General features: G+C 58.7%; 26 protein-coding genes and 1 tRNA gene. 12 read left to right on the top strand and 15 right to left on the bottom strand.

What is annotated here, in order from left to right; translation table 11 throughout:
- The first annotated feature begins 27 nt into the window (after positions 1 to 27).
- The 7 genes from KGB21_RS24805 (at position 28) to KGB21_RS24775 (ending at position 4835) form a co-directional block, all read left to right on the top strand.
- Entirely contained in the window at positions 28 to 720 is a 693-nt protein-coding gene (locus KGB21_RS24805) for a pseudouridine synthase (RefSeq protein WP_223507009.1), read from the top strand.
- Between the two features lie 314 nt (positions 721 to 1034).
- Entirely contained in the window at positions 1035 to 1919 is an 885-nt protein-coding gene (locus KGB21_RS24800; protein WP_034150104.1) for an alpha/beta fold hydrolase, read from the top strand.
- 167 nt (positions 1920 to 2086) lie between these two features.
- A tRNA-Gly gene (locus KGB21_RS24795) sits at positions 2087 to 2160 on the top strand.
- A gap of 292 nt (positions 2161 to 2452) precedes the next feature.
- Entirely contained in the window at positions 2453 to 2632 is a 180-nt protein-coding gene (locus KGB21_RS24790) for a type II toxin-antitoxin system HicA family toxin (RefSeq protein WP_034150107.1), read from the top strand.
- 37 nt (positions 2633 to 2669) lie between these two features.
- Positions 2670 to 3077, top strand: coding sequence for a type II toxin-antitoxin system HicB family antitoxin (locus KGB21_RS24785; protein ID WP_034150108.1), 408 nt, complete (start codon positions 2670 to 2672; stop codon positions 3075 to 3077).
- Between the two features lie 178 nt (positions 3078 to 3255).
- On the top strand, positions 3256 to 4158 hold the full coding sequence (locus tag KGB21_RS24780) for an RHS repeat-associated core domain-containing protein (RefSeq protein ID WP_317846743.1): 903 nt from the start codon (positions 3256 to 3258) through the stop codon (positions 4156 to 4158).
- 407 nt (positions 4159 to 4565) lie between these two features.
- A complete protein-coding gene (locus KGB21_RS24775) occupies positions 4566 to 4835 on the top strand; it encodes a short-chain dehydrogenase (RefSeq protein WP_223507008.1) in 270 nt (89 codons plus the stop codon).
- Positions 4836 to 5227: 392 nt separating this feature from the next.
- Here the strand turns inward: KGB21_RS24775 and tam are convergent, their stop codons facing one another.
- Positions 5228 to 5998, bottom strand: a complete 771-nt coding sequence (tam, locus tag KGB21_RS24770) for a trans-aconitate 2-methyltransferase (RefSeq protein ID WP_223507007.1) — start codon at positions 5996 to 5998, stop codon at positions 5228 to 5230.
- Between the two features lie 210 nt (positions 5999 to 6208).
- Between tam and KGB21_RS24765 the strand changes: the two genes are divergently transcribed.
- Positions 6209 to 6622 (top strand): low affinity iron permease family protein, encoded by a 414-nt coding sequence (locus KGB21_RS24765; protein ID WP_034150111.1) that lies wholly within the window; start codon positions 6209 to 6211, stop codon positions 6620 to 6622.
- 47 nt (positions 6623 to 6669) lie between these two features.
- Here KGB21_RS24765 and KGB21_RS24760 read toward each other — a convergent pair whose 3' ends face one another.
- The 8 genes from KGB21_RS24760 to KGB21_RS24725 all read right to left on the bottom strand — a co-directional run bounded on the left by KGB21_RS24760 (position 6670) and on the right by KGB21_RS24725 (position 14579).
- Positions 6670 to 7173: a DUF4142 domain-containing protein gene (locus tag KGB21_RS24760; RefSeq protein WP_223507006.1), complete on the bottom strand. Its 504-nt coding sequence runs from the start codon at positions 7171 to 7173 to the stop codon at positions 6670 to 6672.
- A gap of 72 nt (positions 7174 to 7245) precedes the next feature.
- Positions 7246 to 7404 carry a KGG domain-containing protein gene (locus KGB21_RS24755; RefSeq protein ID WP_034150113.1) on the bottom strand — a complete coding sequence of 53 codons (159 nt, stop codon included), beginning with the start codon at positions 7402 to 7404 and terminating at the stop codon, positions 7246 to 7248.
- Positions 7405 to 7513: 109 nt separating this feature from the next.
- A complete protein-coding gene (locus KGB21_RS24750; RefSeq protein WP_223507005.1) occupies positions 7514 to 8863 on the bottom strand; it encodes a sensor domain-containing diguanylate cyclase in 1350 nt (449 codons plus the stop codon).
- A gap of 90 nt (positions 8864 to 8953) precedes the next feature.
- Positions 8954 to 9592, bottom strand: a complete 639-nt coding sequence (locus tag KGB21_RS24745; RefSeq protein WP_034150115.1) for a LysE family translocator — start codon at positions 9590 to 9592, stop codon at positions 8954 to 8956.
- Between the two features lie 198 nt (positions 9593 to 9790).
- The gene (locus KGB21_RS24740; RefSeq protein ID WP_223507004.1) at positions 9791 to 11122 is read right to left on the bottom strand and encodes an MFS transporter; all 1332 of its coding nucleotides are present in this window, start codon (positions 11120 to 11122) and stop codon (positions 9791 to 9793) included.
- Between the two features lie 175 nt (positions 11123 to 11297).
- The gene (locus KGB21_RS24735) at positions 11298 to 12224 is read right to left on the bottom strand and encodes a hydroxymethylglutaryl-CoA lyase (RefSeq protein ID WP_034150117.1); all 927 of its coding nucleotides are present in this window, start codon (positions 12222 to 12224) and stop codon (positions 11298 to 11300) included.
- The gene (locus KGB21_RS24730; RefSeq protein WP_223507003.1) at positions 12221 to 13414 is read right to left on the bottom strand and encodes a CaiB/BaiF CoA transferase family protein; all 1194 of its coding nucleotides are present in this window, start codon (positions 13412 to 13414) and stop codon (positions 12221 to 12223) included. The genes KGB21_RS24735 and KGB21_RS24730 overlap by 4 nt, the downstream gene beginning before the upstream one ends.
- 256 nt (positions 13415 to 13670) lie before the next feature.
- Positions 13671 to 14579, bottom strand: coding sequence for a LysR family transcriptional regulator (locus KGB21_RS24725; RefSeq protein ID WP_223507002.1), 909 nt, complete (start codon positions 14577 to 14579; stop codon positions 13671 to 13673).
- A 129-nt stretch (positions 14580 to 14708) separates the two neighbouring features.
- Between KGB21_RS24725 and KGB21_RS24720 the strand changes: the two genes are divergently transcribed.
- Complete coding sequence (locus KGB21_RS24720; protein ID WP_034150120.1) at positions 14709 to 15728, top strand: DUF4917 family protein; 1020 nt, start codon at positions 14709 to 14711, stop codon at positions 15726 to 15728.
- Between the two features lie 151 nt (positions 15729 to 15879).
- Here KGB21_RS24720 and KGB21_RS24715 read toward each other — a convergent pair whose 3' ends face one another.
- Positions 15880 to 16422, bottom strand: a complete 543-nt coding sequence (locus KGB21_RS24715) for a helix-turn-helix domain-containing protein (RefSeq protein WP_034150121.1) — start codon at positions 16420 to 16422, stop codon at positions 15880 to 15882.
- A 111-nt stretch (positions 16423 to 16533) separates the two neighbouring features.
- Here KGB21_RS24715 and KGB21_RS24710 point away from each other — a divergent pair, with 111 nt between their 5' ends.
- Together KGB21_RS24710 and KGB21_RS24705 are read left to right on the top strand one after the other, a co-directional pair.
- Complete coding sequence (locus tag KGB21_RS24710) at positions 16534 to 17316, top strand: aldolase (RefSeq protein ID WP_223507001.1); 783 nt, start codon at positions 16534 to 16536, stop codon at positions 17314 to 17316.
- Positions 17317 to 17345: 29 nt separating this feature from the next.
- Complete coding sequence (locus tag KGB21_RS24705; RefSeq protein ID WP_223507000.1) at positions 17346 to 18230, top strand: dihydrodipicolinate synthase family protein; 885 nt, start codon at positions 17346 to 17348, stop codon at positions 18228 to 18230.
- 106 nt (positions 18231 to 18336) lie between these two features.
- On the opposite strand, the gene KGB21_RS24700 is transcribed toward KGB21_RS24705, so the two are convergent.
- The 3 genes from KGB21_RS24700 to KGB21_RS24690 all read right to left on the bottom strand — a co-directional run bounded on the left by KGB21_RS24700 (position 18337) and on the right by KGB21_RS24690 (position 19756).
- The gene (locus KGB21_RS24700; RefSeq protein ID WP_223506999.1) at positions 18337 to 18681 is read right to left on the bottom strand and encodes a YegP family protein; all 345 of its coding nucleotides are present in this window, start codon (positions 18679 to 18681) and stop codon (positions 18337 to 18339) included.
- Positions 18682 to 18854: 173 nt separating this feature from the next.
- Positions 18855 to 19160, bottom strand: coding sequence for a ribbon-helix-helix domain-containing protein (locus KGB21_RS24695; RefSeq protein WP_034151485.1), 306 nt, complete (start codon positions 19158 to 19160; stop codon positions 18855 to 18857).
- A gap of 14 nt (positions 19161 to 19174) precedes the next feature.
- Positions 19175 to 19756 carry a DJ-1/PfpI family protein gene (locus tag KGB21_RS24690; protein WP_034151484.1) on the bottom strand — a complete coding sequence of 194 codons (582 nt, stop codon included), beginning with the start codon at positions 19754 to 19756 and terminating at the stop codon, positions 19175 to 19177.
- A gap of 335 nt (positions 19757 to 20091) precedes the next feature.
- Between KGB21_RS24690 and KGB21_RS24685 the strand changes: the two genes are divergently transcribed.
- Complete coding sequence (locus tag KGB21_RS24685) at positions 20092 to 20982, top strand: DMT family transporter (RefSeq protein WP_150732210.1); 891 nt, start codon at positions 20092 to 20094, stop codon at positions 20980 to 20982.
- 95 nt (positions 20983 to 21077) lie between these two features.
- Here KGB21_RS24685 and KGB21_RS24680 read toward each other — a convergent pair whose 3' ends face one another.
- Together KGB21_RS24680 and KGB21_RS24675 are read right to left on the bottom strand one after the other, a co-directional pair.
- Positions 21078 to 22292, bottom strand: coding sequence for a class I SAM-dependent methyltransferase (locus KGB21_RS24680; RefSeq protein ID WP_223506998.1), 1215 nt, complete (start codon positions 22290 to 22292; stop codon positions 21078 to 21080).
- Between the two features lie 267 nt (positions 22293 to 22559).
- Positions 22560 to 23177 carry a TPM domain-containing protein gene (locus KGB21_RS24675; protein ID WP_223506997.1) on the bottom strand — a complete coding sequence of 206 codons (618 nt, stop codon included), beginning with the start codon at positions 23175 to 23177 and terminating at the stop codon, positions 22560 to 22562.
- Between the last annotated feature and the right edge of the window lie 57 nt (positions 23178 to 23234).

The raw sequence follows: 23234 nt of genomic DNA, 5'->3' as shown, positions 1-23234 counted from the left end.
GCCCGTTTCTTTAACTGATCCTTCGTCATGCGCGTCGACCGCTTCCTCAGCAACCTGCCCCGCTTCAACCGTAAGCAAGTACGCCTGTTGCTGGTGGAAAAGCGCGTCAGGATTGACGGAAAAATCGTCAGCGACCCACACGCCGAAGTTCGGGAGTTCAGCCGCATCGAAGTCGACGACGAACTGCTGCAAACCGGCAAACCGCTGCGCCACTTCATGTTGCACAAGCCTGCTGGCTGCGTCAGCGCCACTCGCGACCCGCAGCATCCCACCGTCCTCGACCTGATCCACGAGTCAGACAAGGACGACCTGCACATCGCCGGACGCCTGGATTTCAACACCACGGGCCTGATGCTGATCACCAACGACGGCAGCTGGTCACGACGCCTGACCCAACCGCAGACCAAACTGCCGAAGGTCTATTACGTCGAAACCGAGCAGGACATCGGCCCCGAATACGCGATCAAGTTCAACGAAGGCCTGTACTTCGCCTTCGAAGACCTCACCACGCAACCCGCCGGTCTAGAGCTGCTCGGACCGAAATCGGCACGCTTGAGCATCGTCGAGGGCCGTTATCACCAGGTGAAGCGCATGTTCGGCCACTTCGACAACAAAGTGATGCGCCTGCACCGCGAACGCATGGGCCCGTTGGTGCTCGATGACTCGCTAAAACCAGGCGAATACCGTGCGCTAAGCGCTGATGAGATCGAATCGATCTAAGCAGCCTACCGCTCAGCAGAAGTTGTCGAACAATTTACCAAAGGCACTTGCGCAATGATGTGACCCCTGCTTGAATCAGGACGTCGGCCGAAATGTGACCGACGAGTCACAACATACTTCTAAGAAACTTTTTGTCGGTAGAGAACCTTGAGGTTCCGCGTTGCACCGGCAAACTGCCCGCCAATAACAATACCCGTCGACCGGACTGCAATGGATCGACATGGGCCTCTCAAAATTCCAGGCATATGCCTACCTGTCACAAAGCTCGTGCAATCTCATTTGCGCGCATACCCGCTTGCCAGGAGTCTTATGACATGAGGCCAGAAATCGCTGTGCTGGATATACAGGGTCAGTATCGGGTTTACACGGAGTTCTATCGCGCAGACGCCGCAGAGAAGACCATTATCTTGGTCAACGGCTCGATGGCCACGACTGCGTCGTTTGCACAAACCGTGAAAAACCTCCACCCGCAGTTCAATGTGGTCTGCTACGACCAGCCCTACGCGGGCAAGTCAAAAGCCCACAACCTGCATGAGAAATTGCTGACCAAGGAAGTCGAAGGGCAGATCCTCCTGGAGCTGATCGACCACTTCGCCGCCGAACACGTGCTGTCGTTTTCCTGGGGTGGCGCCGCGACCCTGGTCGCCCTCGCCCAACGGCCACGGCGCATCGAAAGAGCCGTGATCAGTTCGTTCTCCCCGGAGATCAACGCGCACATGCTCGACTACCTTGAGCGCGGTGTGGATTACCTCGGCAGCCGCGATGGCGACCGCGTCGGCAACCTGGTGAATAGCACCATCGGCAAACACCTGCCGACGCTGTTCAAGCGCTTCAACTATCGCCATGTCAGCAGCCTGGCCGATCACGAATACGGGCAGATGCACTTCCACATCAGCGACCTGCTGCACAGCGACCGCCAATGCTTCTTGAAAGCCTCGGAGAAAATCAACGTGCCAGTGCTGTTCATGAACGGCGAATGGGACGAATACACCGCCGCCGATGGCGCCCGGTTGTTCGCCAACCACGTGCAACACGCCACCTTCACCACCCTTGAGGCCACCGGCCACTTTCTCGACATGGAACACAAAGCCGCCTGCCGAGACAGCCGCAACGCCTTGCTTGGGTTCCTGAAGCCGGCACAGCACGAAAGCCGACCGCGTTACCACTACGTCCAGGACCACCATGCATTGGCAATCTGAAAGAGAGTCATCGCGAGCAAGCTTCGCCCCGCAGCGCTAATCGCATTCCTGCCGGAACGAAGCTTGCCCGCGATAGACAGCCATGCGCCCTGTCCGCGTTAAACCCGCTCCACGTAAAGAAAAACTTCATTTCCAAGCGCACATCTGGTACAAAGTCACCGCTCTGAGCGGGTGTCGTATAATGGCATTACTCCAGCTTCCCAAGCTGATAACGAGGGTTCGATTCCCTTCACCCGCTCCAATCAAATTTTGTTCTCACGTTAAGAGGGTTTTGACGGGGGAATGTAGAGACAGAAAAAACCGGTCCAAGTGGCCGGTTTTTTTATGTCTGATTTCGGGTGAGGATAATCGAGGAAAAAACTCGAAACACACAAAACACCTCAATCAAGCCTCGCACATACCCATTCCCACTGCGCCCTCCTAGACTCGATTTGTATCGCCGTCTCACCAAGCCAGGAAAATTTGGTGGGTATAGTGTTGATTACATAAAATCAGTAGGTATAGTAACCACAAGCACACCACAGGGAGGTGATGTGAATAGCCGATTTTTGATAAGCCAAATCATTGCGGACGGTTGGTATCTGGTACGTATCAGAGGCAGCCATCATCACTTCAAACACCCGACCAAGCCGGGGTTGGTGACGGTCCCTCATCCGAAAAAAGATCTGCTCAAGAAAACGGCCATCAGTATTTTGCAACAGGCGCTGCTCTAACGAGCCTGACGCGCTGAGTCCTCGGAGGACACTGAACATGCTTTACCCAATTGCCATTTCAATGGGCGACGACGAGCACGCCTGGGGCGTTGAAGTCCCCGACATTCCGGGCTGTTTTTCCGCTGGGGAAGATCTGGACGACGCGATGGCGATGGCCCGCGAGGCCATCGAAGGTCATTTCGAGATATTGGCCGAAGACGGTTCGCCCATTCCGCCCGCTAACAAAGTGACCTTGCACGCGGCTGATCCAAAATACGCGGGTTGCGCATGGGCGCTGGTGGACATCGACGTGACCAAATACCTGGGCAAGGCGCAGAAACTGAACATCACGCTGCCTGGCTATCTGCTCAACCGTATAGATGAATATGTACTGCACCATCCGGAGGAGAAAAGCCGTTCGGGCTTTCTGGCGTCGGCGGCACTCAAGGTGTTGCAGCAGGGCTGATGGCTTTCATTCAGTAGTCAATAAACCGGTCGCAAGTGACCGGTTTATTGTGTCTGAGAATTGAATTATGCAAGGTCGAAGGTGAGCCCAAGGACTATCAGTTCTGCTAGTTCATGATGTGAGGAAATGGGTGTACAACAGCAATCATCCTCCTCAGTAGAAATAAGCGACCTCTCTGATGATGCCCCCTCGAAACAATGACATCAGTCGGCATACGATTCTGCTGGCCAGCAGCAAGAGCCAATCAATTTTGGCAGAAGTGAGTCGAGGTGAAGCAAGCGCAGTGAGCTATTCCGCTTACGGGCACTTGTTATCTGACCACCTGCTTTCGACTCGTCTGGGATTCAATGGCGAGTTGAGAGAGCCTCACACGGGTTGGTACATGCTGGGTAACGGCTATCGGGCCTATAACCCGCTACTGATGCGTTTCCACAGTCCAGACAAGTTAAGCCCATTCGGAGCGGGTGGATTGAACGCCTACATGTATTGCGTTGGAGATCCCATCAATTATCGTGATCCGACAGGACGGATTGCTTTACCGATTTTCTTCAGCCAACTTTCGGGTGTTGCAGGCGCGGCATCTTCGTTGGGAGGAATGATCTCTTCGTTGTACAACGGGGTTCGATTCAGTAGGCAAGGCCTTTTGGCTCTGGGTACGGGGACCACTGGCGTCTTCCTCGGTGCCGCGGTGATTGCAGCTCCTGCTTCCGTAATAGCACCGGTTCTGGCCGTCGGGAGTGCGGGCGCAGGGGTAGCGACCCTGAAGTTGGCTCGCAGAGCGGCAAATGTAGCAGCGGCAGTGGTCGACCCCCCCCCTTCATATTTCATGACGCTATTACCAGATGTAAATCTGCCACGATACAGCCGGACCATTGCCTCGGATCTGCCACCACCGTACACCCCATCGAGCAGCCAATTAACAGCTCCGCCTACACATTCAACTGCGGCCACAGCGCTATCTCCAACTGCACCATCGCATCACCCCCAACTCCTAACCGCCCACATGGGGGACTTACCTCAAGTGGAAGTCATCAACGAGATCAAAACCGCAGCCCAAAAAATCAGATCCACCAAACGCTAGGCAGCAATCATTGAGTTTTTAGTCGACGACTTAGCTCATGGCCCTACCAAATCATCATCGATTGGACGAGCTCCTCGGTTAATACGCACAAAAAGCAATGTCCTACACGACATTGGGAATTGTCCGTACACTTGCGCATTGCTGTGTCTTTGTCATGAGACCTATAGTCCGAGTACGCCCAAATGGCGTGTCGGGTTTGGCGACTCGATGCCTTGGTACAGAAGCCTCCGAGTATTTCTCGGAGGGCTTTTGAACGCACTTGGCTGCCTTTTTTTGGTGGCTGTGCGTGGGAGACCCTAGGGTCTGCCGGTTTACCATGGCCCGGTTCGCCAACCCGCGTACAGCTACCACCCTATTGTTTGGCGACGATTGAGTGGTAGGTCTTCTTCTCTCCATGGAAATCACTCATGAAAGAATTTATGGCTTTAACCAGCAACGCCGACGACCTCCCCTCCCTCTACGTCAACACCACCCAACCCCTGCACTCGCTGCTCAGCACGGCCAACTACAGAATCAGCGCTGTGACGCAGGTCCTCGAAAACCTCGCGATGCGAGGGGAAATCAGCACAGACTCGGTGATCCTCAGCGACTTCGCATTGTTGTGCTGCATACCACTGCGCGACGGCTGCGATGTGCTGGATGTAATAGCCCGACGCATGGACGCAGAACCGTCCTGACCTGACCTGTAGGAGCAAGCCTGCTCGCGATAGCGGACGATCAGGCAAACCTGGTCGTTGAATGTGCGACCGTCATCGCCAGCAGGCTGGCTCCCACAAGTTTTTCGGCGTCCGAAGCACGGGAGCGACTGATGATGTTGGGCCTGACCGTATCGTTTGCGTATAGATCCGCGCACGCCCGTAAAGAAGCAATAGCGCTGCGTCGAGCCGGACCGGGGATGTCTTATTCTCCCGACTCACTCTTCACAGCGAGATCGGCATGGACAGTTCAGAGTTGGGAATCATGATCGTTTCAATGATCGGGTTGTTCGGCTTTGCTTCATTCATTTTTGAATACATGAGCGCCAGACGCGCGAAAAAAAGGGGCAGATGACACCTGCCCCTTTTTCGCATCAGCGCGTCGCAACCAAAAACAAACGTGGGAATGGCAGCAAAACCGAACCATCACTCAACGCCGGATAAGCCTGTTCTATAGCTGCCTGATACTGCTTCAGATACTGCGCCCGTTCCGCCTCATCCAGCGATTCGAGAAACGGCCGCAAACCACTGCCCTTGAACCACTCGACCACACCCGAGGCGCCGCCCGCCAGCGGATGATGGTAAGTAGTGCGCCACACATCGACGTGGGTGCAGCAGGCTTTCAGTATCGAGTAGTAACCGCTGGCACTTTCCATGTCAGTTCGCTGGCCGGCGGCGCCCGCCAGTTTGCCTACCCATGGTCCATCAGCCGCGATTTCACGCATCAAGCGGTGCGAAGGTTCGTTGAGATTGTCCGGCATCTGGATCGCCAGGCTGCCACCGGGAGAAAGTTTGCTCACCAGCGAAGGCAGCAACGTGGCGTGATCCGGCACCCACTGCAACACCGCGTTGGCAAAAATTACGTCGAACGGGCCGTTGTCCTGCCAGGTGTCGATGTCCGCGATATCGAACCGCACCTGCGGCAAGCGCTTGCGTGCGGCTTCGATCATATCGGGCGAACTGTCCAGCCCCCGCACCGTCGCCCCGGCAAAACGCTCCACCAGCAACTCGGTGGAGTTGCCGGGGCCGCACCCGATGTCCACGGCCGAACGCACGTCCCCGGAGGGAATTGCCGCCAGCAGGTCACGGGCGGGACGGGTGCGTTCATCTTCAAAAGCGACGTATTGCTTGGCGGACCAACTCATTGCGTTCTCCTGTCGGTACGTTTTTCAGAGCGGGCGAAAACTTCAGTCGTAACGATACAGCGCCGACGTTGCTTTGCGAGCCTTTATGCAAGATCAAAAGATCGCAGCCTGCGGCAGCTTCTACTGCGAGCTTTTGCTCTGAAAAAAGCCGAATTTTCATAGCCCTGGCGCTGTCACAAATTCACGCACATCCCCATGAGGAACACGGCCATGAAATTCGCAAAAGTCGCGCAAAAACTTGCCCTGTGGGCCGGCAGCCCAACAACCTTTCTCGGGGCAATCGTTCTGATTTTCTTGTGGGGGTTGAGTGGGCCGATCTTCGGTTTCAACGATACGTGGCAACTGATCATCAACACCTCGACCACCATCATCACGTTTCTGATGGTGTTCCTGATCCAGAACACGCAAAACCGTGACACGGACATTTTGCATTTGAAGGTCGATGAGTTGTTGCGGGTAACCAAAGAAGCGCAGAACGCGATGCTGGGCCTGGAGGCGTTGGACCTCAAACAATTGGAAGCGTTGAGAAAGGAGTACCGGAAACTAGGCGAAGGTCAGACGATTTCCCTGGACGGCACCGTTGTCGAGGAGAAAGGCAGCAAGCCTAACCTCAATCAATGCTGATCGGGTGAGATCGCGGGTGGCCCGAGGTCACCCGCGCACTCCTTCGATTAACGACTGGCTTGCAGGGCCTTGGCCATTTGCAGGTGATTTTGCAATTTCGGCAGTGTTTCTTCGGCGAAGGCTTTGATTTCCGGCACGTCGGTGGTTTGCGCCGTTTGTTGAAGCTGTTCGATGGCTTCCTGAGTCGTTTTGACCTGGCTGGCCGCATAGGCTTCATCGAAGGTATCGCCTTCCATGACTTCCGGCATCAGGGCTTTGGCCTTGTCGACCACTTCTTCGCGCGGGGCCACCGGCAAATCCAGTTGCTTGGCGATTTTAGCCAAGTGCTGGTTGGCGGTGGTGCGGTCGTTGATTACGACGATAGTGTAGTCCTTGACCTCTTTGGATTCGGACTTCTGGTGCGCCAGGCGACTGGCTTCGATGTCGGCCATGCCTTTGGCTGAAGCATCGTTGATGAATTCGGCGGGCGACTGGGCGAAAGCACTGTTGGCGCACAGGCCCAGTAACGTGGCAATTGCGGCGTTGCGTAATCGGGTGGCCATCCAGTTCATGGTCGCGCCCTCCTCTTTAAATTCAAACGGGAGCTTTCGCCCCCGCTTCTCAATCAAAACCACCTTCATCCATTACTTGGATTTCTGAGCGGGCTTGCGGCCCATGTCGGGTTTCGCAGGCTCTTTATCGACAGTCGTGGTGGTGGTTTTCCCACCTTTGCGACCGGCTTCAGACGCCTTGGTTCGATCGTTGGCGAAGTTTCCCGAGTTCGAGTTTCTTGAATTAGGCATGATTCTCTTCCTCTTTTATTGATCGCGGCGAGCTATAGCCCGCATAGATTCTGAATTTGTGCGATGCAAAAGGTTTAAAAGAATCTGCCGATGGAACGACGAACGGCATTCACCCCAGGCGCAGGTGATGCTCGCGCTTGGCGCTGTACATCGCTTCATCGGCGTGCCTGAACAACTGCTTTTCTTCCGTGCCGTGTTCGGGGTACTGGGCGACGCCGATGCTCGGCTGGATGTGCAGGCTGTGCCCGTCCAGGCGCAGGGGCTGGGCCAGGACCTGCCGGATTTTCCCGGCCACGCCATCGGCATCGCCCGAGGCGTGGATGCTGTGCAGCAACACCACAAACTCATCGCCACCAATGCGCGCCACCGTGTCGGACTCACGCACACAGCCCTTAAGCCGATTGGCGACGGTTTGCAGCAGCATGTCGCCAACCGCGTGGCCGTGGGTGTCGTTGACCTGCTTGAAACGGTCGAGGTCGACGTAAAGCAGCGCCATTCGTCCGTGGCCCTCGCGCGCTGCGTCGAGTGCAGTCTTGAGCCGGTCACGCAGCAATTCGCGGTTAGGCAGTTGCGTCAATTGATCGTACTGGGCCATACGCTGCAGGCGCGCGTGCAGCTGCTTGCGCTCGATCGCGGTCGCCACCTGCGCGCAGACGTATTGCAGCAGTTCTTTATCCTGTTCGGTGTAGCGTTCGCCGCCTGGAACGCTTTTGACGATCAGTGCGCCGATGGGGGTGCCGTTTTGCGAGTTCAACGGTACGCCGAGCCAGCAGGGCGAATGCTGTTCGGTCACCCATGCTTCGAAGCCCACTTGCGGTGTGGTCTGGTCCGGGGTCAACAGGATCGGCAGGCCGGTGCGAATGACTTCGGCACACAGGCGCCCGGTTATCGCTCCGGGCAAGTCGGGCTCGGGCTCGTGGTCATCGACGTGATAAGGGAATTTCAGCTCGGCACAGTGTTCGTCGTACAGCGCGACGGAAAAATTCAGCGCCGGCAGCCATTCACCGATGATCAGATGGATGCGTTTGAACAGCGCCAAGAGGTCTTCGGCGGCATGCGCCGCTTCGGAAATCGCATACAGCGCCGCTTGCCGGGATTCGGCCTGTTTGCGCTCGGTGATGTCGCGGGCCACGGCGATACGCAGTTGATCGACCTCCGACCAACGGGCCGACCAGAGGATATGCACTACCCGGCCGTCCTTGCGCAGGTAACGGTTCTCGAAGTTGAGCTTGGGCTCGCCACCCATGATCTCCCGCGCGGCGTCGAGAGTGCGCTGACGGTCGGCCGGATGCACCAGCTCGATCATTGGCTGACCGATCAACTCTTCGGGGCTGTAACCGAAAATGCGCTCGCAGGCCGCGCTGACAAAAACGAAGCGACCTTGTTTATCGACTGCACAGACGGCGTCCAGCAACAGGTCGATGTAGCTCGCCAACGGAGCGGGGTTTCTGGTGGTCATGGTGCCTAGCGCGCGTCCGAACAATGCCACAATAAAAAACCATCCCTGACCGGTTATCCGTTTGTTACTGATGCATCCCTGCGATCAGCTTCAAGCCTTGTTCGTCACCAGCCCCGGCAATGCATGCGCCAGGGCGTTGATCGCAAAACCGATAAACATCACGCCACACAAGCGAGTAATCGCCAGTTCATGACGCTGATACAAGGTGCGCACCCGCTGCGCCCCAACGATGCCGATGAGAATAGCGTAGGCGACAAGGCCACCGACGAAACTCAGGAAAATCAGCCACGGCAACATTGACCAGGTCAGCAACTCTGCGCGGCTCGACAGCAGTGCGGTAAACGTCGCCACCGCCACCGGATAAGCCTTTGGATTGGTCAGGCCAAACAGGATGCCATGCCAGAACGGCTGCCGCGCCGGCCCTTGTGGCGCTTGCGTGCCGCTATGACGAGCACGCACAGCGCGCCATCCGAGCCAGAACAGATAGAGCCCGCTGAGCACGCCCAGTACATCGAACGCGGTGCTGCCGATTTCCCGCGCGCCGACAATCGCCACCAGCGCGGTGCTGCACCAGACCACGTCGCCCAATAAATGCCCGCAGAGAAACCCTGCCCCTGCCCGCCGACCGTGGGCCGCACCGATACCGAATACCGCCAGCACGCCCGGCCCGGGGGTGATGCCGTAGATGAAACCCGAGGCGAGAACGGCCATGAGTAGCGATGGGGTCATTGGAAGTCCCTTTTGAACGACTGCGTGAATGGGCGCCAGTCTATATCAGCTGCTGAAGCATTGACTGACAGATCGTCGAAGGAATCTGGATATCAGTCGCCTGCAAAGATCAAAAGATCGCAGCCTCCGGCAGCTCCTACAGGGATGCGTGGTCTCTGTAGGAGCTGCCGCAGGCTGCGATCTTTTAAGCCCTTGTTTTTAAAACTTGTCCAGCGTGCGCAGTTTCTGCGGCAGGCCCCACATCAGCAGCGCCACCGCAATCAGCGCGCAGACACCAATGACATACAGCGCCGGTGTGGTGCTGCCCGTCAGGTCTTTGATGCGTCCGACCATGACCGGGCTGACAATGCCGCCGAACTGACCCAGCGTATTGATCACCGCGATCCCGCCCGCCGCACCCGCCCCAGCACCCGCCAGGAGTTTCGGTGGCAAGGTCCAGAAGCTCGGGATCGAGGCGATGATCCCGGCGCCGAGCAAGCCCAAAGCGACGATCAGGAAGGTCGTGTGGTTGGCGAAGATCCCGGCACAGAAGAAACCGATCGCGCCGACAGCTACCAGCCCGGCAACAAACTTGCGTCGCTCGCCTGTCGAGTCGGACAAGCGCCCGATCACCACCATGCTGATCGCGCCGCAGATGTACGGAATGGCGGTGAGCAAACCGATCATCACCGGGCTCTCGGTGCCGGCACTGCGGATCAACTGCGGAGCCCAGAAATTCAAGCCATAAGACGCTACCTGAATCAGGAAGTAGATCAGACCGAGGGTCAGGAAGCCCGGAATCCGCAGTGCAGCCAGCAACGAGCCGCCGCTCTTGTGCGGTTCATGGTGCGCGATGCGGCTGGCCAGCAGCGTCTTCTCTGACGGCGTCAACCAATGGGCATCTTCGATGCGATCCTTGAGCAAGGTCAGCACTAGCAAGCCGAGGCCGATGCACGGCACGCCGCCGAGCAGGAACAGCCAGTGCCAGCCACGCATTTCCAGAAAGCCGTCGAGATGTTGCAGCACCAGCCCGGAGAACGGCGCGCCGACCAGGCCGGCAAACGCCGACGCCAGGAACAGCATCGAGGTGATGCGCCCGCGATAGTGCTGGGGAAACCACAGCGTCAGGTAATACAACACGCCCGGCGCGAAACCCGCCTCCATCGCACCGATCACAAACCGCAGGACATAGAACTGCCATTCGCTGTTGACGAACACCATCAGCGCGGTGGCCAGACCCCAGGACATCATGATCCGGGCGATCCAGCGCCGGGCGCCGACCTTGTACAGCATCATGTTGCTCGGCACTTCGAAAATCACATAACCGACCACGAACAACCCGGCGCCGAGGCCGTAAGCGGTGTCGCTCAGGCTCAGGTCGGTCTGCAATTGGAATTTGGCGAAGCTGATGTTGATGCGATCAAAAAACGCGAACAGGTAGCAAACCATGATCAACGGCATCAGGCGCCAGGCGACTTTTTTGACCAGGGCTTTTTCTTCGTCGTGGCTAACGGCCGGGCTCGCGCCCGCCTCCAGTACATTCAGGGTCATTGCGGTTCTCCAGGCGGACTTCCCGTGGGTGTCCGATTGTTTTTGTTGTCTGGTCAGGGGGTGGTTCTTTTTGTAGGAGCCGGCTTGCTGGCGATGCGGTGTGTCAGTCGATGTAGATGTTGATTGGCACGCAGCATCGCCAGCAAGCCGGCTCCTACAGGTGGATCGGGTGCATTCAGAACGGCACGGGGTGCAGGTCGCAGTTACGTCCGGCCTTGGCCAGTTGGCCCGGTACTTCGTGGCCGAGCAGCGCCGGTAAACCTCGAGACAGTTTCAGTAACAGCGGCAGATCGATGCCGGTGTGAATGCCGACTTCATCGCACAGGTTCACCAGGTCTTCGGTGCAGATGTTGCCCGAGGCGCCCGGTGCAAACGGGCATCCGCCGAGGCCGCCGAGTGCTGCGTCGAAACGCCGGGCACCGGCCTCGAACGCGGCCAGCACATTGCACAATCCGAGGCCACGGGTGTTGTGGAAGTGCAGAGTCAGGTCTGCCGGCGATACGCGCTGCAAGACCCGTCGCACCAATCGATCCACCTGACGCGGATTGGCCATGCCAGTGGTGTCCGCCAAGGTGATGCCCTGGATGCCGAGTTCCTGATAGGCCTCGACGATCTGCATCACTCGGTCTTCATCGATCTTGCCTTCGAACGGGCAACCAAAGGTTGTCGCGATACTGGCGTTGAGTCGCACCTGAGTACCACCGACGAACTGCACGATCTCGCCAAACGCTGTTAACGAATCTTCGCAGCGCATGCGCATGTTCGCCAGATTGTGAGTCTGGCTGGCGGACATCACCAGGTTCAGCTCATCGGCATTGCACGCCAGGGCCCGCTGCGCGCCTTTGAGGTTGGGGATCAACGCGACGTAGATCACCCCCGGTTGACGAGTGATGCCCTTGAACACCAGTTCACCGTCGCGCAATGCGGGAATGGCTTTCGGCGAGACAAACGAACCCCCTTCAATACGGCTGAATCCGGCCATGGACAATTGATCGATCAGGGCAATCTTGTCGACGGTTTCGACCCACGTCGGCTCGATCTGCAAGCCGTCGCGCGGGGAGACTTCCTGAACGATCAGGCTGTCGGAATAATCAGAAATCATTGCACCACTCCTTCGACTTTCAGCCGTTCGATGTCTGCCACGGTCAGGCCCAGTTGCGCGAGGATACCGTCGGTGTGCTGACCCAATCTGGGGCCGGACCAGTTCACGCCTCCCGGCGTTTCCGAGAGCTTCGGCACGATGCCCGGCATCTTCACCGTGGCGCCGCCCGGCAATTCTGCGTTGAGCAGCATGTCTCGCGCTTGATAGTGCGGATCGGCGACGATGTCGGCCACCGAATAGATGCGCCCGGCCGGGACTTCAGCGGCTTCCAGCGCTGCCAGGACGTCGTCGATTGGCAGGCTGCTGGTCCAGTGGGTGATTGCCGCATCAAGCAGATTGCTCTTGGCTGCACGCCCGTCGTTGTGGGCGAATTCCGGTGCTTCGGCCAGATCGCGGCGGCCGATGGTTTCCATCAAACGCTTGTAGATCGGGTCACTGTTGCCGGCAATCACCACGTAAGCGCCATCGGCCGTCAGGTAAGTGTTGGAAGGCGCGATGCCCGGCAAGGCACCGCCGCTGCGCTCGCGCACATGGCCGAGCATGTCGTATTCGGGCACCAGGCTTTCCATGACGTTGAACACGCTTTCGGCCAGCGATACGTCGACAATTTGCCCACCGCCCTGCCCGGTCTTGACACGCAGCAACGACATCAGCGCGCCGATCACCGCGTGCAGCGACGCCAGGGAATCGCCGAGGCTGACGCCGACCCGCGCTGGCGGTGAACCGGGGGTGCCGGTGGTGTAGCGGATGCCGCCCATGGCCTCGCCAATGGCGCCGAAACCCGGACGATCGCGATAGGGGCCAGTCTGGCCGTAACCGGAGATCCGCACCAGGGTAAGGTTGGGGTTGAGGGCGTGCAGTACGTCCCAGCCCAGGCCGAGTTTTTCCAGCGCGCCGGGGCGCAGGTTTTCGATCAGCACGTCGGCGCTGGTCGCCAGTTGCTTGACCAGTTCGATGCCTTCCGGGGATTTGAGGTTCAGCGCGAGGGATTTCTTGTTACGCGATTGCAGGTACCACCACAGCGAAGTGCCTTCGTGCAGCTTGCGCCATTTGCGCAGCGGGTCGCCCTGACCCATGGCTTCGATCTTGATCACTTCGGCGCCGAACTCGGCAAGCATGCGCGCGGCGAACGGCGCGGCGATCAGCGTGCCGATCTCGATCACTTTGATTGCACTCAGGGGGGCAGTCATCGCGGGGTACCTCTAGTTGTTCTTGGAATTGCTGCCAAGGCTAGAGGAGCGTGGCCGTTGGAATCCAACCTTCAGTTGGCAACGAGCGTTCGCGAAACGCGAACGCCCTGAAAACTATCGTCGTCGTTAGGTCAGTCATCGCGGGCAAGCCCGCTCCCACAGGGATCTTTGGTGTTCCTGTAGTTTTCTGTCCCACATTGCCTACTGTGGGAGCGTGGCTTGCCCGCGATGAGGCCGGTCCATTCAGCAGAAACCGTCAGGCTTGCCCGCGCAAATGCTCAAACAACATCCGACTCACCGGCGACAGCAACGCCTGATCACGCACCACCACGATCAAGGCGCGATCCGACCAGTCGTCAGTCAGCGGCACCGCCGTCAGTCCCAACGCCCGACCAAACAATTCATAAGCCCGCTGCGGCAGGACACCAATTCCCATGTTGGCCTGGACCATGCGGCACATCGCATCGAACCCCGGCACATGAATGCGCACCCGCAGCACCTTGCCTGCCTCGCGCGCGGCGGCGTGGGTGCGCATGTTGATCGAACTGGCGGCGTGCAGACCGACGTAATCGCTGTCCAGCGTATCGGCGAAAGCGACGTTCGAACGGTCGGCCAACGGATGATGCGGCGGCATCAGCACCACCAGTTTGTCCTGACGGTACAACACGCTGTGCAGGCCTTTGATGTCGCTGTCGATGGAACATATCCCGAGGTCCGCGACACCATCCAGCACGCCCTGAATCACCCCGGCGCTGGGGCGTTCTTCGAGGTCGGTCTTGACCTGTGGATGTTGTTCGGAAAAATCCCGCAGGTCTTCGGGCAGAAACTGGATGATCGCCGACAGATTCGCCAGCATCCGCACATAGCCCCGCACACCGTGACTGTGCTCACCCAGTTCCAGGCCCATTTTCTCCACGTTGAAGAGCATCTGCCGGGCGTGGTGCAACAGGGTTTCACCGGCCGGCGTCAGCGTCATGCCCTTGGCCTGACGCACGAACAGGCTGATGCCCAGCGCCTCCTCCAACTCCATCAAACGCTTGCTCGCTGCCGACACCGCAATTGACTCACGCGCGGCGGCGCGGGTCAGCGTGCCCTCTTCATGCACGGCCACGAACAGTTGCAGGGTGATCAGGTCGAGGCGGCGGATCAGGCTTTTTTGCAGCATCAATGAACTCGGCGATGTCGGCTGGGGCGGAGTCGCAGCATAGCGTTCTTCGCTCGGGCCGTGGTTATGCACTGGGTCGTGATAAAGTCGCCGCCCATCAGAACCTTTCGCTTCGAGACGACAAACGCAATGACCGATTTCCAGGATGTCGACGCCCTACTTGAAGACTGGAACGCCGTGCGCACAAGTGCGGCGTTCAACGGCCTGCTGGTGGGTAACGGCGCCAGCCGCGCCGTGTGGGATGATTTCGGCTATGACTCGCTGTTCGAGAACGCCCGCACCGTCGAAGAAAAACCGCTGAGCCAGTCGGAGCTGAGCGTGTTCGAGGCGCTGCAAACCCGCAGCTTCGAACAAGTATTGAGCTCGCTGAAAACCACCAGCCGGGTCAACAAAGCCCTGGCCGTCAGCTCTGCTGCGCCGCGCAATCGCTACTACGCGATCAAGGAAGCGCTGATCAACACCGTGCACGCGGTGCACATCCCGTGGCGACTGGTCCAGGCCTCGACCCTGGCGACGATCAATCAGGAACTGAGCAGTTACCGCACGGTGTTCACCACCAATTACGACCTGCTTAGCTACTGGGCGGTCCAGCACCAACCGGACACCATCAGCGATTTGTTCCAGGGTACCGAACCCGGCTTCGACCTGAGTTCCACCGCCACTGACAAGACCCGTTTGCTGTACCTGCACGGCGGCCTGCACCTGGTGCGCAATCAGGACGGCACGGCGCGCAAACTGATGGCGACCGAGGGCACGCTGCTGGGCAACTTCGCCATCAACAACACGATCAAGACCCTCGACGACGTACCGCTGTTCGTCAACGAAGGCCCGTCGCAAGACAAGCTCAAGACCATCCGCAGTTCGGATTACCTGTCGTTTTGCTACGAGCAGTTACTGGGCCATGGCGACGGCTTGTGCATCTTCGGTCATGCGCTGGGCGAGCAGGACAGCCACATCGTGCACGCGTTGCGTCAGGCGAAACCGAAGGTGGTGGCGATTTCGATTTATCCGCGCAGCAAGGCGTTCATCCAGCATCAGAAGCGGCATTACGCGAAGGTGTTCGAGGGGACGGGTGTTGAGCTGCGGTTTTTTGATTCCAAGACTCATGGATTGGGTAACCCGAAGCTGACCGTGCCGGTTGAGGTGTGAGGCAAATAGCTAACCTGTGGCGAGGGAGCTTGCTCCCGCTGGGCTGCGAAGCGGCCCCCTGCATTCTTTCAGGGTAAATCCGTTGGCAGGTTTTACGACTGCTGCGCAGTCGAGCGGGAGCAAGCTCCCTCGCCACAAAAGCCCACGCAACTCATTCTTCCGCGCTATGCACCACCACCAGCAACTGCGCCTGCACCTCGCCCACCGAGCGGATCCGGTGCGGTTTCTGAGAGTTGAAGTGCAGTGCATCACCCCGATTGAGCAGCACTCGCTCGCTGACGAAGTCCACTTCCACCTGCCCTTCGTGAACGAACAGAAACTCTTCGCCCAAATGTTCCTTGAAGGTCTTGTCAGCAAATTCGCTTGGCGGATAAATGATGAACGGCAGCAGGTTGCGCTCACTGACCTGATGAGCCAGTACGGCGTAACCCGGATTGTCGTCGCTGGCGCCCAAAGGTTGCCGCTCGTGGCTACGCACCAGGCTGTAGCTGTCGACGCTGACGTTGTCCTCCGAGAACAATTCCTCGACCTTCACGTTCAACGCCTTGGCCAGTTTCAGCGCAGCCGCAATCGATGGCGTGTTGAGCCCGCGTTCGACCTTCGACAGGTAACTCTTGGTCATGCCGGATTTTTCCGCCAGCGCCTCAAGGGTTACCCCAAGTTTTTTTCTTAATAATTTCAAACGGATAGACATGTGGAGCGATTAATCCATCAAGGAGGTGACGAATTGTCCTTGCTCATGACACAAGGTGTCATATAGCATCTTTCGTGTCATCTGCATGACTCAGCCAAAGAGGACACCGATATGGCCAAGACATTAGCACTGCCCAAAGATCAACTGGTCAAGCAAGCGCTCAACCAGATGCAAAACACCCTTGCGGATAATACGTGGACCGACCGGCAAAAGCTGGCCCTGACTTGCCGCATTCTGTTCGAGAATGGCCATGATTCCGGCCTGGCCGGGCAAATCACCGCCCGCGGCCCCCAGCCTGGCACTTACTACACTCAACAACTGGGCCTGGGTTTCGACGAAATCACCGCGAGCAACCTGCTGCTGGTCAACGAAGACCTGGAAGTGCTCGAAGGCCACGGCATGCCCAACCCGGCCAACCGTTTCCACAGTTGGGTGTACCGCGCCCGGCCGGATGTGAACTGCATCATTCACACCCACCCGACACATATCGCAGCGTTGTCGATGTTGGAAGTGCCGCTGCAGATTTCCCACATGGACCTCTGCCCGCTCTACGACGACTGCGCGTTTCTTGAAGGCTGGCCCGGTGTGCCGGTGGGTAACGAAGAAGGCGACTTGATTGCCGGAGCGCTGGGCGACAAACGCGCGGTACTGCTTTCTCACCACGGCCAGCTGTCCACCGGCGCCACCATCGAGGAGGCCTGTGTGATCGCCCAACTGATCGAGCGTGCCGCCAAATTGCAGCTGCTGGCGATGAGTGCCGGAACGATCAAACCGATCATCCCCGAGCTGGGCCGTGAAGCGCACGACTGGATTGCCCGGCCGAAACGCCACGCTGCCGCGTTCAACTATCACGCGCGGCAGAACCTGCGCCAGCACGCCGATTGCCTGAACTGACCCCAGACCTTTTTCGAAGGAGAGACACCATGTCCACCACCATTCACGGCATCATCGGCTACACCATCACCCCGTTTACCGCCAACGGCGAAGGCGTTGATCTTGACGCGCTCGGGCGTTCCATCGACCGCTTGATCGACGGCGGTGTGCATGCCATCGCGCCCCTGGGCAGCACCGGCGAAGGCGCTTACCTGAGCGATGCGGAGTGGGATCAGGTTGCCGAGTTCAGCATCAAACACGTCGCCAAACGCGTACCGACCATCGTCAGCGTATCCGACCTGACCACCGCCAAAGCAGTCCGTCGCGCACGTTTCGCCGAAGCCCACGGCGCTGACGTGGTGATGGTGCTGCCGACGTCCTACTGGAAGCTCAGCGAAGCGGAAATCCTCGCCCACTACCGCGCCATCGGCGACAGCATCGGCGTGCCGATCATGCTCTACAACAACCCGGCCACCAGTGGCACCGACATGTCGGTGGACCTGATCCTGCGCATCGTCAAAGGCGTGGAAAACGTGACCATGGTCAAGGAGAGCACCGGCGACATTCAGCGCATGCACCAACTGCAACGCCTGGGCGAAGGCCAAGTGCCGTTCTACAACGGCTGCAATCCGCTGGCGCTGGAAGCCTTTGCGGCCGGGGCAGAAGGCTGGTGCACGGCGGCGCCGAACCTGATTCCGCAGCTCAATCTGGATTTGTATGACGCAGTGCTGGCCAATGATTTGGGCAAGGCGCGCGAACTGTTCTATCGCCAGTTGCCGTTGCTGGATTTCATCCTCAAGGGTGGGTTGCCGGCGACGATCAAGGCTGGTTTGCGCGAAACCGGGCTGGAGGTGGGTGATCCGCGGTTGCCGGTGTTCCCGCTAGGTGAGGCAGGGGTCAGTCAGCTACAAGGTCTGTTGAAAACCTTGCGCTGACCGCCAATGTAGGAGCCGGCTTGCTGGCGATGGCGTCGTGTCAGTCAACATTTATGTAGCTGGCACACCATCGCCAGCAAGCCGGCTCCTACAGGGGGTGGTGTTATTAGAGCACCGGCAAGGTTTTGTCTTTGATCACCTTGCTCGGGCCGTTGGCCTTTACGCTGGCGATGCCTTTCTCCATGGCGGCTTCGGAGGAATAGGCTTCGCTGCTGCCGATGATCTCGTGGTTAGCGGCCTTGAGATTGAAATAAGGATGGCCATCCTTGGTGGTTTTCTTCTCGTAGCGTTCGTCCAGCGCACTGTTGGCCTGTACCGATGCGATGCCTTTGTCGGCCGCAGCGCGGGTGGTGTACAGCTCGCTGGTCAGAATGGTTTCGGCGTTCGCCGCTTTCAATACAAACCGGAATTGACCGGTGCTGCTTTTGCTCACTTCGTACCATCCGGACATGCTCTTTCTCCTTGGCGATTGAGAGGTTGCGCGTTTCAGAGTAAAGACCAGCCAGGAGTTTCTGTCGCCCTTACCGGCCCCATCGCGGGCAAGCCCGCTCCCACAGGGATTACATTGAACCTGTGGGAGCGGGCTTGCCCGCGAAGAGGCCGATTGCGGCGATAAAAATGTATCTACTTCACCGTCGCCCGCACCACCGACAACTCCGGTGCCGATGTCCGCCGCTGACTCAAATACCGCGTACAACTCACCCGCAAGAACGAGGCGAAGTTCACCACCTCCCCTCGGTAGTCCATCACCTCTTCATACAACTTGGCGATCAACTGGTTGGTGGTCATGCCATCGACTTCGGCGATTTCGCTGAGGATGTCCCAGAACTGATTTTCCAGACGCAGGGTGGTGACCACCCCGCAGATGCGCAGCGAGCGGGAGCGCGATTCGTAGAGAATCGGATCGGCTTTGACATACAGCTCGCACATGGACAGGTCCCCCGTTACAGCGTGATTTTGGTGCCCAGCAACCCGAGGAACCCGGCGAGCCAGCTCGGGTGGGCGGGCCAGGCCGGCGCGGTGGCCAGATTGCCCTGAACGTGGCCTTCCGTCACCGGGATATCGATGAACGTACCGCCGGCCAGGCGTACCTCCGGCGCACAGGCGGGGTAAGCGCTGCACTCGCGACCTTCGAGAATCCCCGCCGCTGCCAGCAATTGCGCGCCATGGCACACAGCGGCGATCGGCTTGCCGGCCTTGTCGAAATCACGTACCAGTTCCAGGACTTTTTCGTTCAGGCGCAGGTACTCCGGCGCACGACCGCCTGGCACCAACAATGCGTCGTAATCGGCGGCATTGACCTTGGCAAAATCGAAGTTCAGAGCAAACAGGTGACCGGGTTTCTCGCTGTAGGTCTGGTCGCCTTCGAAGTCATGAATCGCCGTACGCACGGTCTGGCCAGCGGTTTTGTCCGGGCAGACGGCGTGCACCGTATGGCCGACCATCAGCAGCGCCTGGAATGGCACCATCACTTCATAGTCTTCGACGTAATCACCAACCAGCATCAGAATTTTTTTAGCTGCCATGGGGAGGACTCCTCTGGGAAACGTGGGCATGCAGGAGTATTCAAGGTAGTCCTTATCCGCAGGGGTGGGTAATAACCGACTACTACGGACACTGCGCTTTTGTGGCGAGGGAGCTTGCTCCCGCTGGGCTGCGAAGCGGCCCCTTGCGTCTTATTTTGAGAAAGCGTGCGCAGGTTTGACGACTGCTGCGCAGCCGAGCGGGAGCAAGCTCCCTCGCCACAGGGGTTTTACCGCAAACTGTACGGATAACTCTGCGCCTAGCTGTAACAGCGCGGAATGCGTCATTTATGGCTAGATGAAGGCACTTCCCATCACCCAAGATTCTGGTTGCCATCATGTCCTCCCGCGAAAACACCGGCATGGCCCTGGGCCTGCTCGGCGTCGTCATCTTCAGCCTCACCCTGCCTTTCACACGAATCGTCGTGCAGGAACTTCATCCGCTGCTCAATGGCCTGGGCCGAGCGCTGTTCGCGGCCGTTCCGGCGGCGTTGCTGTTGCTGTGGCGGCGGGAGAAATGGCCGACCTGGAAACAAATCAAAGGCCTGAGCCTGGTGATCGCCGGGGTGATTCTCGGCTTCCCGGTGTTGTCAGCCTGGGCCATGCAAACCTTGCCGGCGTCCCACGGTGCACTGGTCAACGGTTTGCAACCGCTGTGCGTGGCGTTGTACGCCGCCTGGTTGTCCCATGAACGTCCGTCGAAAGCCTTCTGGGCCTGCGCCGCGCTGGGCAGTGCGCTGGTGCTCGGGTATGCGCTGATCAGTGGTGCCGGCAGCATTCAGGCGGGTGATTTGTTGATGCTCGGGGCGATTGCCGTGGGCGGCTTGGGATACGCCGAAGGTGGTCGGTTGGCCAAGGAGATGGGCGGCTGGCAGGTGATCTGCTGGGCGCTGGTGTTGTCGACGCCACTTTTGATCGGCCCGGTGGTGTATCTGGCGCTGCAACATCAGGGCGAAATCTCGGCCAAGACCTGGTGGGCCTTCGGTTACGTCTCGCTGTTTTCGCAGTTCATTGGTTTCTTTGCCTGGTATGCCGGGTTGGCCATGGGCGGGATTGCCCGGGTCAGTCAGATCCAGTTGCTGCAGATTTTCTTCACCATCGCTTTTTCGGCGCTGTTTTTCGGGGAGCACGTCGAGCCGGTGACGTGGTTGTTTGCCGGTGGGGTGATTGTGACGGTGATGCTGGGGCGCAAGACGGCAGTCAAACCCGCCCGCGTCGCCACCGCCTAAACCCTGTAGGAGCCGGCTTGCTGGCGATGGCGTCATGTCAGTCAACACTCATGTCGCTGACACACCATCGCCAGCAAGCCGGCTCCTACAAGGGATCAGAGATAGCCGTCGGCCCGCAGCAGGGTTTCCAGGCAATGCTCGCGGATGTGGTAGAAATCCTTCAGTTCCTGGATCTTCGCCAACAGCTGGGCCGGATCAACCGGCTCGGCGCGTTTGACCGCCAGGATCATCTTGTTCTTGTTGGTGTGGTCCAGCGAGATGAACTCGAACACCTTGGTCTCGTAACCGCAAGCTTCAAGGAACAGCGCACGCAAACTGTCGGTGACCATTTCAGCCTGCTGGCCCAGGTGCAAGCCGTATTGCAGCATCGGCTTGAGCAGCACCGGGCTCTGGATTTGCAGGCGAATCTGTTTGTGGCAGCACGGCGAGCACATGATGATCGACGCCCCGGAGCGGATGCCCGTGTGAATCGCGTAGTCAGTGGCGATGTCGCAGGCGTGCAGCGCGATCATCACGTCCAGCTCACTCGGCGCCACGCTGCGCACGTCACCGCACTTGAACACCAGCCCCGGATGCTCAAGCTTGGCTGCCGCGGCGTTGCACAGGGTGACCATGTCTTCACGCAGCTCGACGCCAGTCACTTCGCCTTCGGCGTTCAGGGTGTTGCGCAGGTAGTCGTGGATGGCGAAGGTCAGGTAACCCTTGCCCGAACCGAAGTCAGCCACTCGTACCGGTTTGTCCAGCGCCAGCGGCGACGAGGTCAGCGCATGGCTGAACACTTCGATGAACTTGTTGATCTGCTTCCACTTGCGCGACATCGCCGGGATCAGCTCGTGCTTGCTGTTGGTCACGCCGAGATCGGCGAGGAACGGTCGGTTCAGGTCGAGAAAGCGGTTTTTCTCGCGGTTATGCTCGGCGGACGGTACTTCGCGCAATTGCTGAGGCTTGCTCTTGAACAGCGAAGACTTGCCCTTTTTGCTGTATTCGAGCTGGGCTTCGTCTGTCAGCGCCAGCAAATGCGCATTTTTGAACGAGGCCGGCAACAGCTCGGCAATGCTCGCCACGCCTTCGGCCAGCGGCAGGTTTTTGGTGATGTCGCGGGTTTTGTAGCGGTAGACGAAAGACAAGCAAGGCTGCGTCTTGACCGTCACCGGTTTGATGATAATCCGCTGCAGATCGGTTTCGTCGCCAACGTACTTGGCCAGCACCAGTTTGATGAAGGCGTTCTGCTCGAGGCTGCTTTGCAGCAGGTCGATGAACTGGGCGTGATGATCCGGCGCGAGGCTGGCGGGAGTGGCGGTGACAGACATGAAAAAAACGGCCTCAGGCGGGGCGGATCGAGAATGGCGGGTATTTTAGGGGGGATGGCGTCAAGGAACACGCGGTTATTTGCTGAACGGCAAGAATTCTGTGGCGAGGGAGCTTGTCGGAACGCCGCACCGTCCCGCTCGACTGCGAAGCGGTCGCAAGGAAAACAATCAGGATTTTCTGAATAGTTGTGTTTGCCGGTTTTTGGGGCTGCTTCGCAGCCCAGCGGGAGCAAGCTCCCTCGCCACAATAGGGATTGTCAGTACAGATCAGCCGAGCACCACCAATCGATTCGGCAACTCATTACGCACATGGGTCACCGGCACATGCACCTTGAGCAACTCGCCGCAGGCTTCGACGCAACTGACAAACCCTTGCAGCGTCTGCCCCTGCCGCACCTGCTGGGTGAAGGCGGCGACAATCGCGTCCCAGTTCTTATTGTCGAGGCGGCTGGAAATGCCCTCATCCACCAGAATTTCCACATAACGCTCGGCTTCCGAGACAAAGATCAGCATGCCGGTGCTGCCCACGGTGTGGTGCAGGTTTTGCTCCAGGAACTGCCGGCGTGCCAGGTTGGAAGCGCGCCAGTGGCGCACCGAACGCGGGATCAGGTGGGTGGTGATTTTTGGCACCCGGAACAGCAGGCACAACACGATGAAAGTGATCCATTGCACCAGCAACAGGCTGTGCATAGTCAGCCAGCCTGTCAGGTAATGCACGACACCCGGCACCACCAGCGCCAGCAGGCTGGCCCAGAGTAGCGGGATGTACGCATAGTCGTCGGCGCGGGCGGCGAGCACGGTCACCAGTTCGGCGTCGGTGTCGCGCTCGACCCGGGCAATCGCTTCGGCGACTTTGCGTTGTTCGTGTTCAGTCAGTAATGCCATGTTTTAAAAACGCCCATTCATTATTGTTTTCTCACCAGCCGCCCGACGATCCACCGC

It is taken from the genome of Pseudomonas sp. GL-RE-29 (assembly GCF_019947275.1).
Taxonomy (GTDB): Bacteria; Pseudomonadota; Gammaproteobacteria; order Pseudomonadales; family Pseudomonadaceae; genus Aquipseudomonas; species Aquipseudomonas fluorescens_A.
Note: the sequence above shows the minus strand (reverse complement) of the source record. Positions and strands in the feature narration are given on the sequence as shown.

Bases quoted from the DNA above. Each gene is read 5' to 3' on its own strand.
- KGB21_RS24805 (WP_223507009.1), top strand. From the start codon at position 28: ATGCGCGTCGACCGCTTCCTCAGCAACCTGCCCCGCTTCAACCGTAAG.
- KGB21_RS24800 (WP_034150104.1), top strand. From the start codon at position 1,035: ATGAGGCCAGAAATCGCTGTGCTGGATATACAGGGTCAGTATCGGGTT.
- KGB21_RS24785 (WP_034150108.1), top strand. From the start codon at position 2,670: ATGCTTTACCCAATTGCCATTTCAATGGGCGACGACGAGCACGCCTGG.
- KGB21_RS24780 (WP_317846743.1), top strand. From the start codon at position 3,256: ATGATGCCCCCTCGAAACAATGACATCAGTCGGCATACGATTCTGCTG.
- KGB21_RS24775 (WP_223507008.1), top strand. From the start codon at position 4,566: ATGAAAGAATTTATGGCTTTAACCAGCAACGCCGACGACCTCCCCTCC.
- tam (WP_223507007.1), bottom strand. From the start codon at position 5,998: ATGAGTTGGTCCGCCAAGCAATACGTCGCTTTTGAAGATGAACGCACC.
- KGB21_RS24765 (WP_034150111.1), top strand. From the start codon at position 6,209: ATGAAATTCGCAAAAGTCGCGCAAAAACTTGCCCTGTGGGCCGGCAGC.
- KGB21_RS24760 (WP_223507006.1), bottom strand. From the start codon at position 7,173: ATGAACTGGATGGCCACCCGATTACGCAACGCCGCAATTGCCACGTTA.
- KGB21_RS24755 (WP_034150113.1), bottom strand. From the start codon at position 7,404: ATGCCTAATTCAAGAAACTCGAACTCGGGAAACTTCGCCAACGATCGA.
- KGB21_RS24750 (WP_223507005.1), bottom strand. From the start codon at position 8,863: ATGACCACCAGAAACCCCGCTCCGTTGGCGAGCTACATCGACCTGTTG.
- KGB21_RS24745 (WP_034150115.1), bottom strand. From the start codon at position 9,592: ATGACCCCATCGCTACTCATGGCCGTTCTCGCCTCGGGTTTCATCTAC.
- KGB21_RS24740 (WP_223507004.1), bottom strand. From the start codon at position 11,122: ATGACCCTGAATGTACTGGAGGCGGGCGCGAGCCCGGCCGTTAGCCAC.
- KGB21_RS24735 (WP_034150117.1), bottom strand. From the start codon at position 12,224: ATGATTTCTGATTATTCCGACAGCCTGATCGTTCAGGAAGTCTCCCCG.
- KGB21_RS24730 (WP_223507003.1), bottom strand. From the start codon at position 13,414: ATGACTGCCCCCCTGAGTGCAATCAAAGTGATCGAGATCGGCACGCTG.
- KGB21_RS24725 (WP_223507002.1), bottom strand. From the start codon at position 14,579: ATGCTGCAAAAAAGCCTGATCCGCCGCCTCGACCTGATCACCCTGCAA.
- KGB21_RS24720 (WP_034150120.1), top strand. From the start codon at position 14,709: ATGACCGATTTCCAGGATGTCGACGCCCTACTTGAAGACTGGAACGCC.
- KGB21_RS24715 (WP_034150121.1), bottom strand. From the start codon at position 16,422: ATGTCTATCCGTTTGAAATTATTAAGAAAAAAACTTGGGGTAACCCTT.
- KGB21_RS24710 (WP_223507001.1), top strand. From the start codon at position 16,534: ATGGCCAAGACATTAGCACTGCCCAAAGATCAACTGGTCAAGCAAGCG.
- KGB21_RS24705 (WP_223507000.1), top strand. From the start codon at position 17,346: ATGTCCACCACCATTCACGGCATCATCGGCTACACCATCACCCCGTTT.
- KGB21_RS24700 (WP_223506999.1), bottom strand. From the start codon at position 18,681: ATGTCCGGATGGTACGAAGTGAGCAAAAGCAGCACCGGTCAATTCCGG.
- KGB21_RS24695 (WP_034151485.1), bottom strand. From the start codon at position 19,160: ATGTGCGAGCTGTATGTCAAAGCCGATCCGATTCTCTACGAATCGCGC.
- KGB21_RS24690 (WP_034151484.1), bottom strand. From the start codon at position 19,756: ATGGCAGCTAAAAAAATTCTGATGCTGGTTGGTGATTACGTCGAAGAC.
- KGB21_RS24685 (WP_150732210.1), top strand. From the start codon at position 20,092: ATGTCCTCCCGCGAAAACACCGGCATGGCCCTGGGCCTGCTCGGCGTC.
- KGB21_RS24680 (WP_223506998.1), bottom strand. From the start codon at position 22,292: ATGTCTGTCACCGCCACTCCCGCCAGCCTCGCGCCGGATCATCACGCC.
- KGB21_RS24675 (WP_223506997.1), bottom strand. From the start codon at position 23,177: ATGGCATTACTGACTGAACACGAACAACGCAAAGTCGCCGAAGCGATT.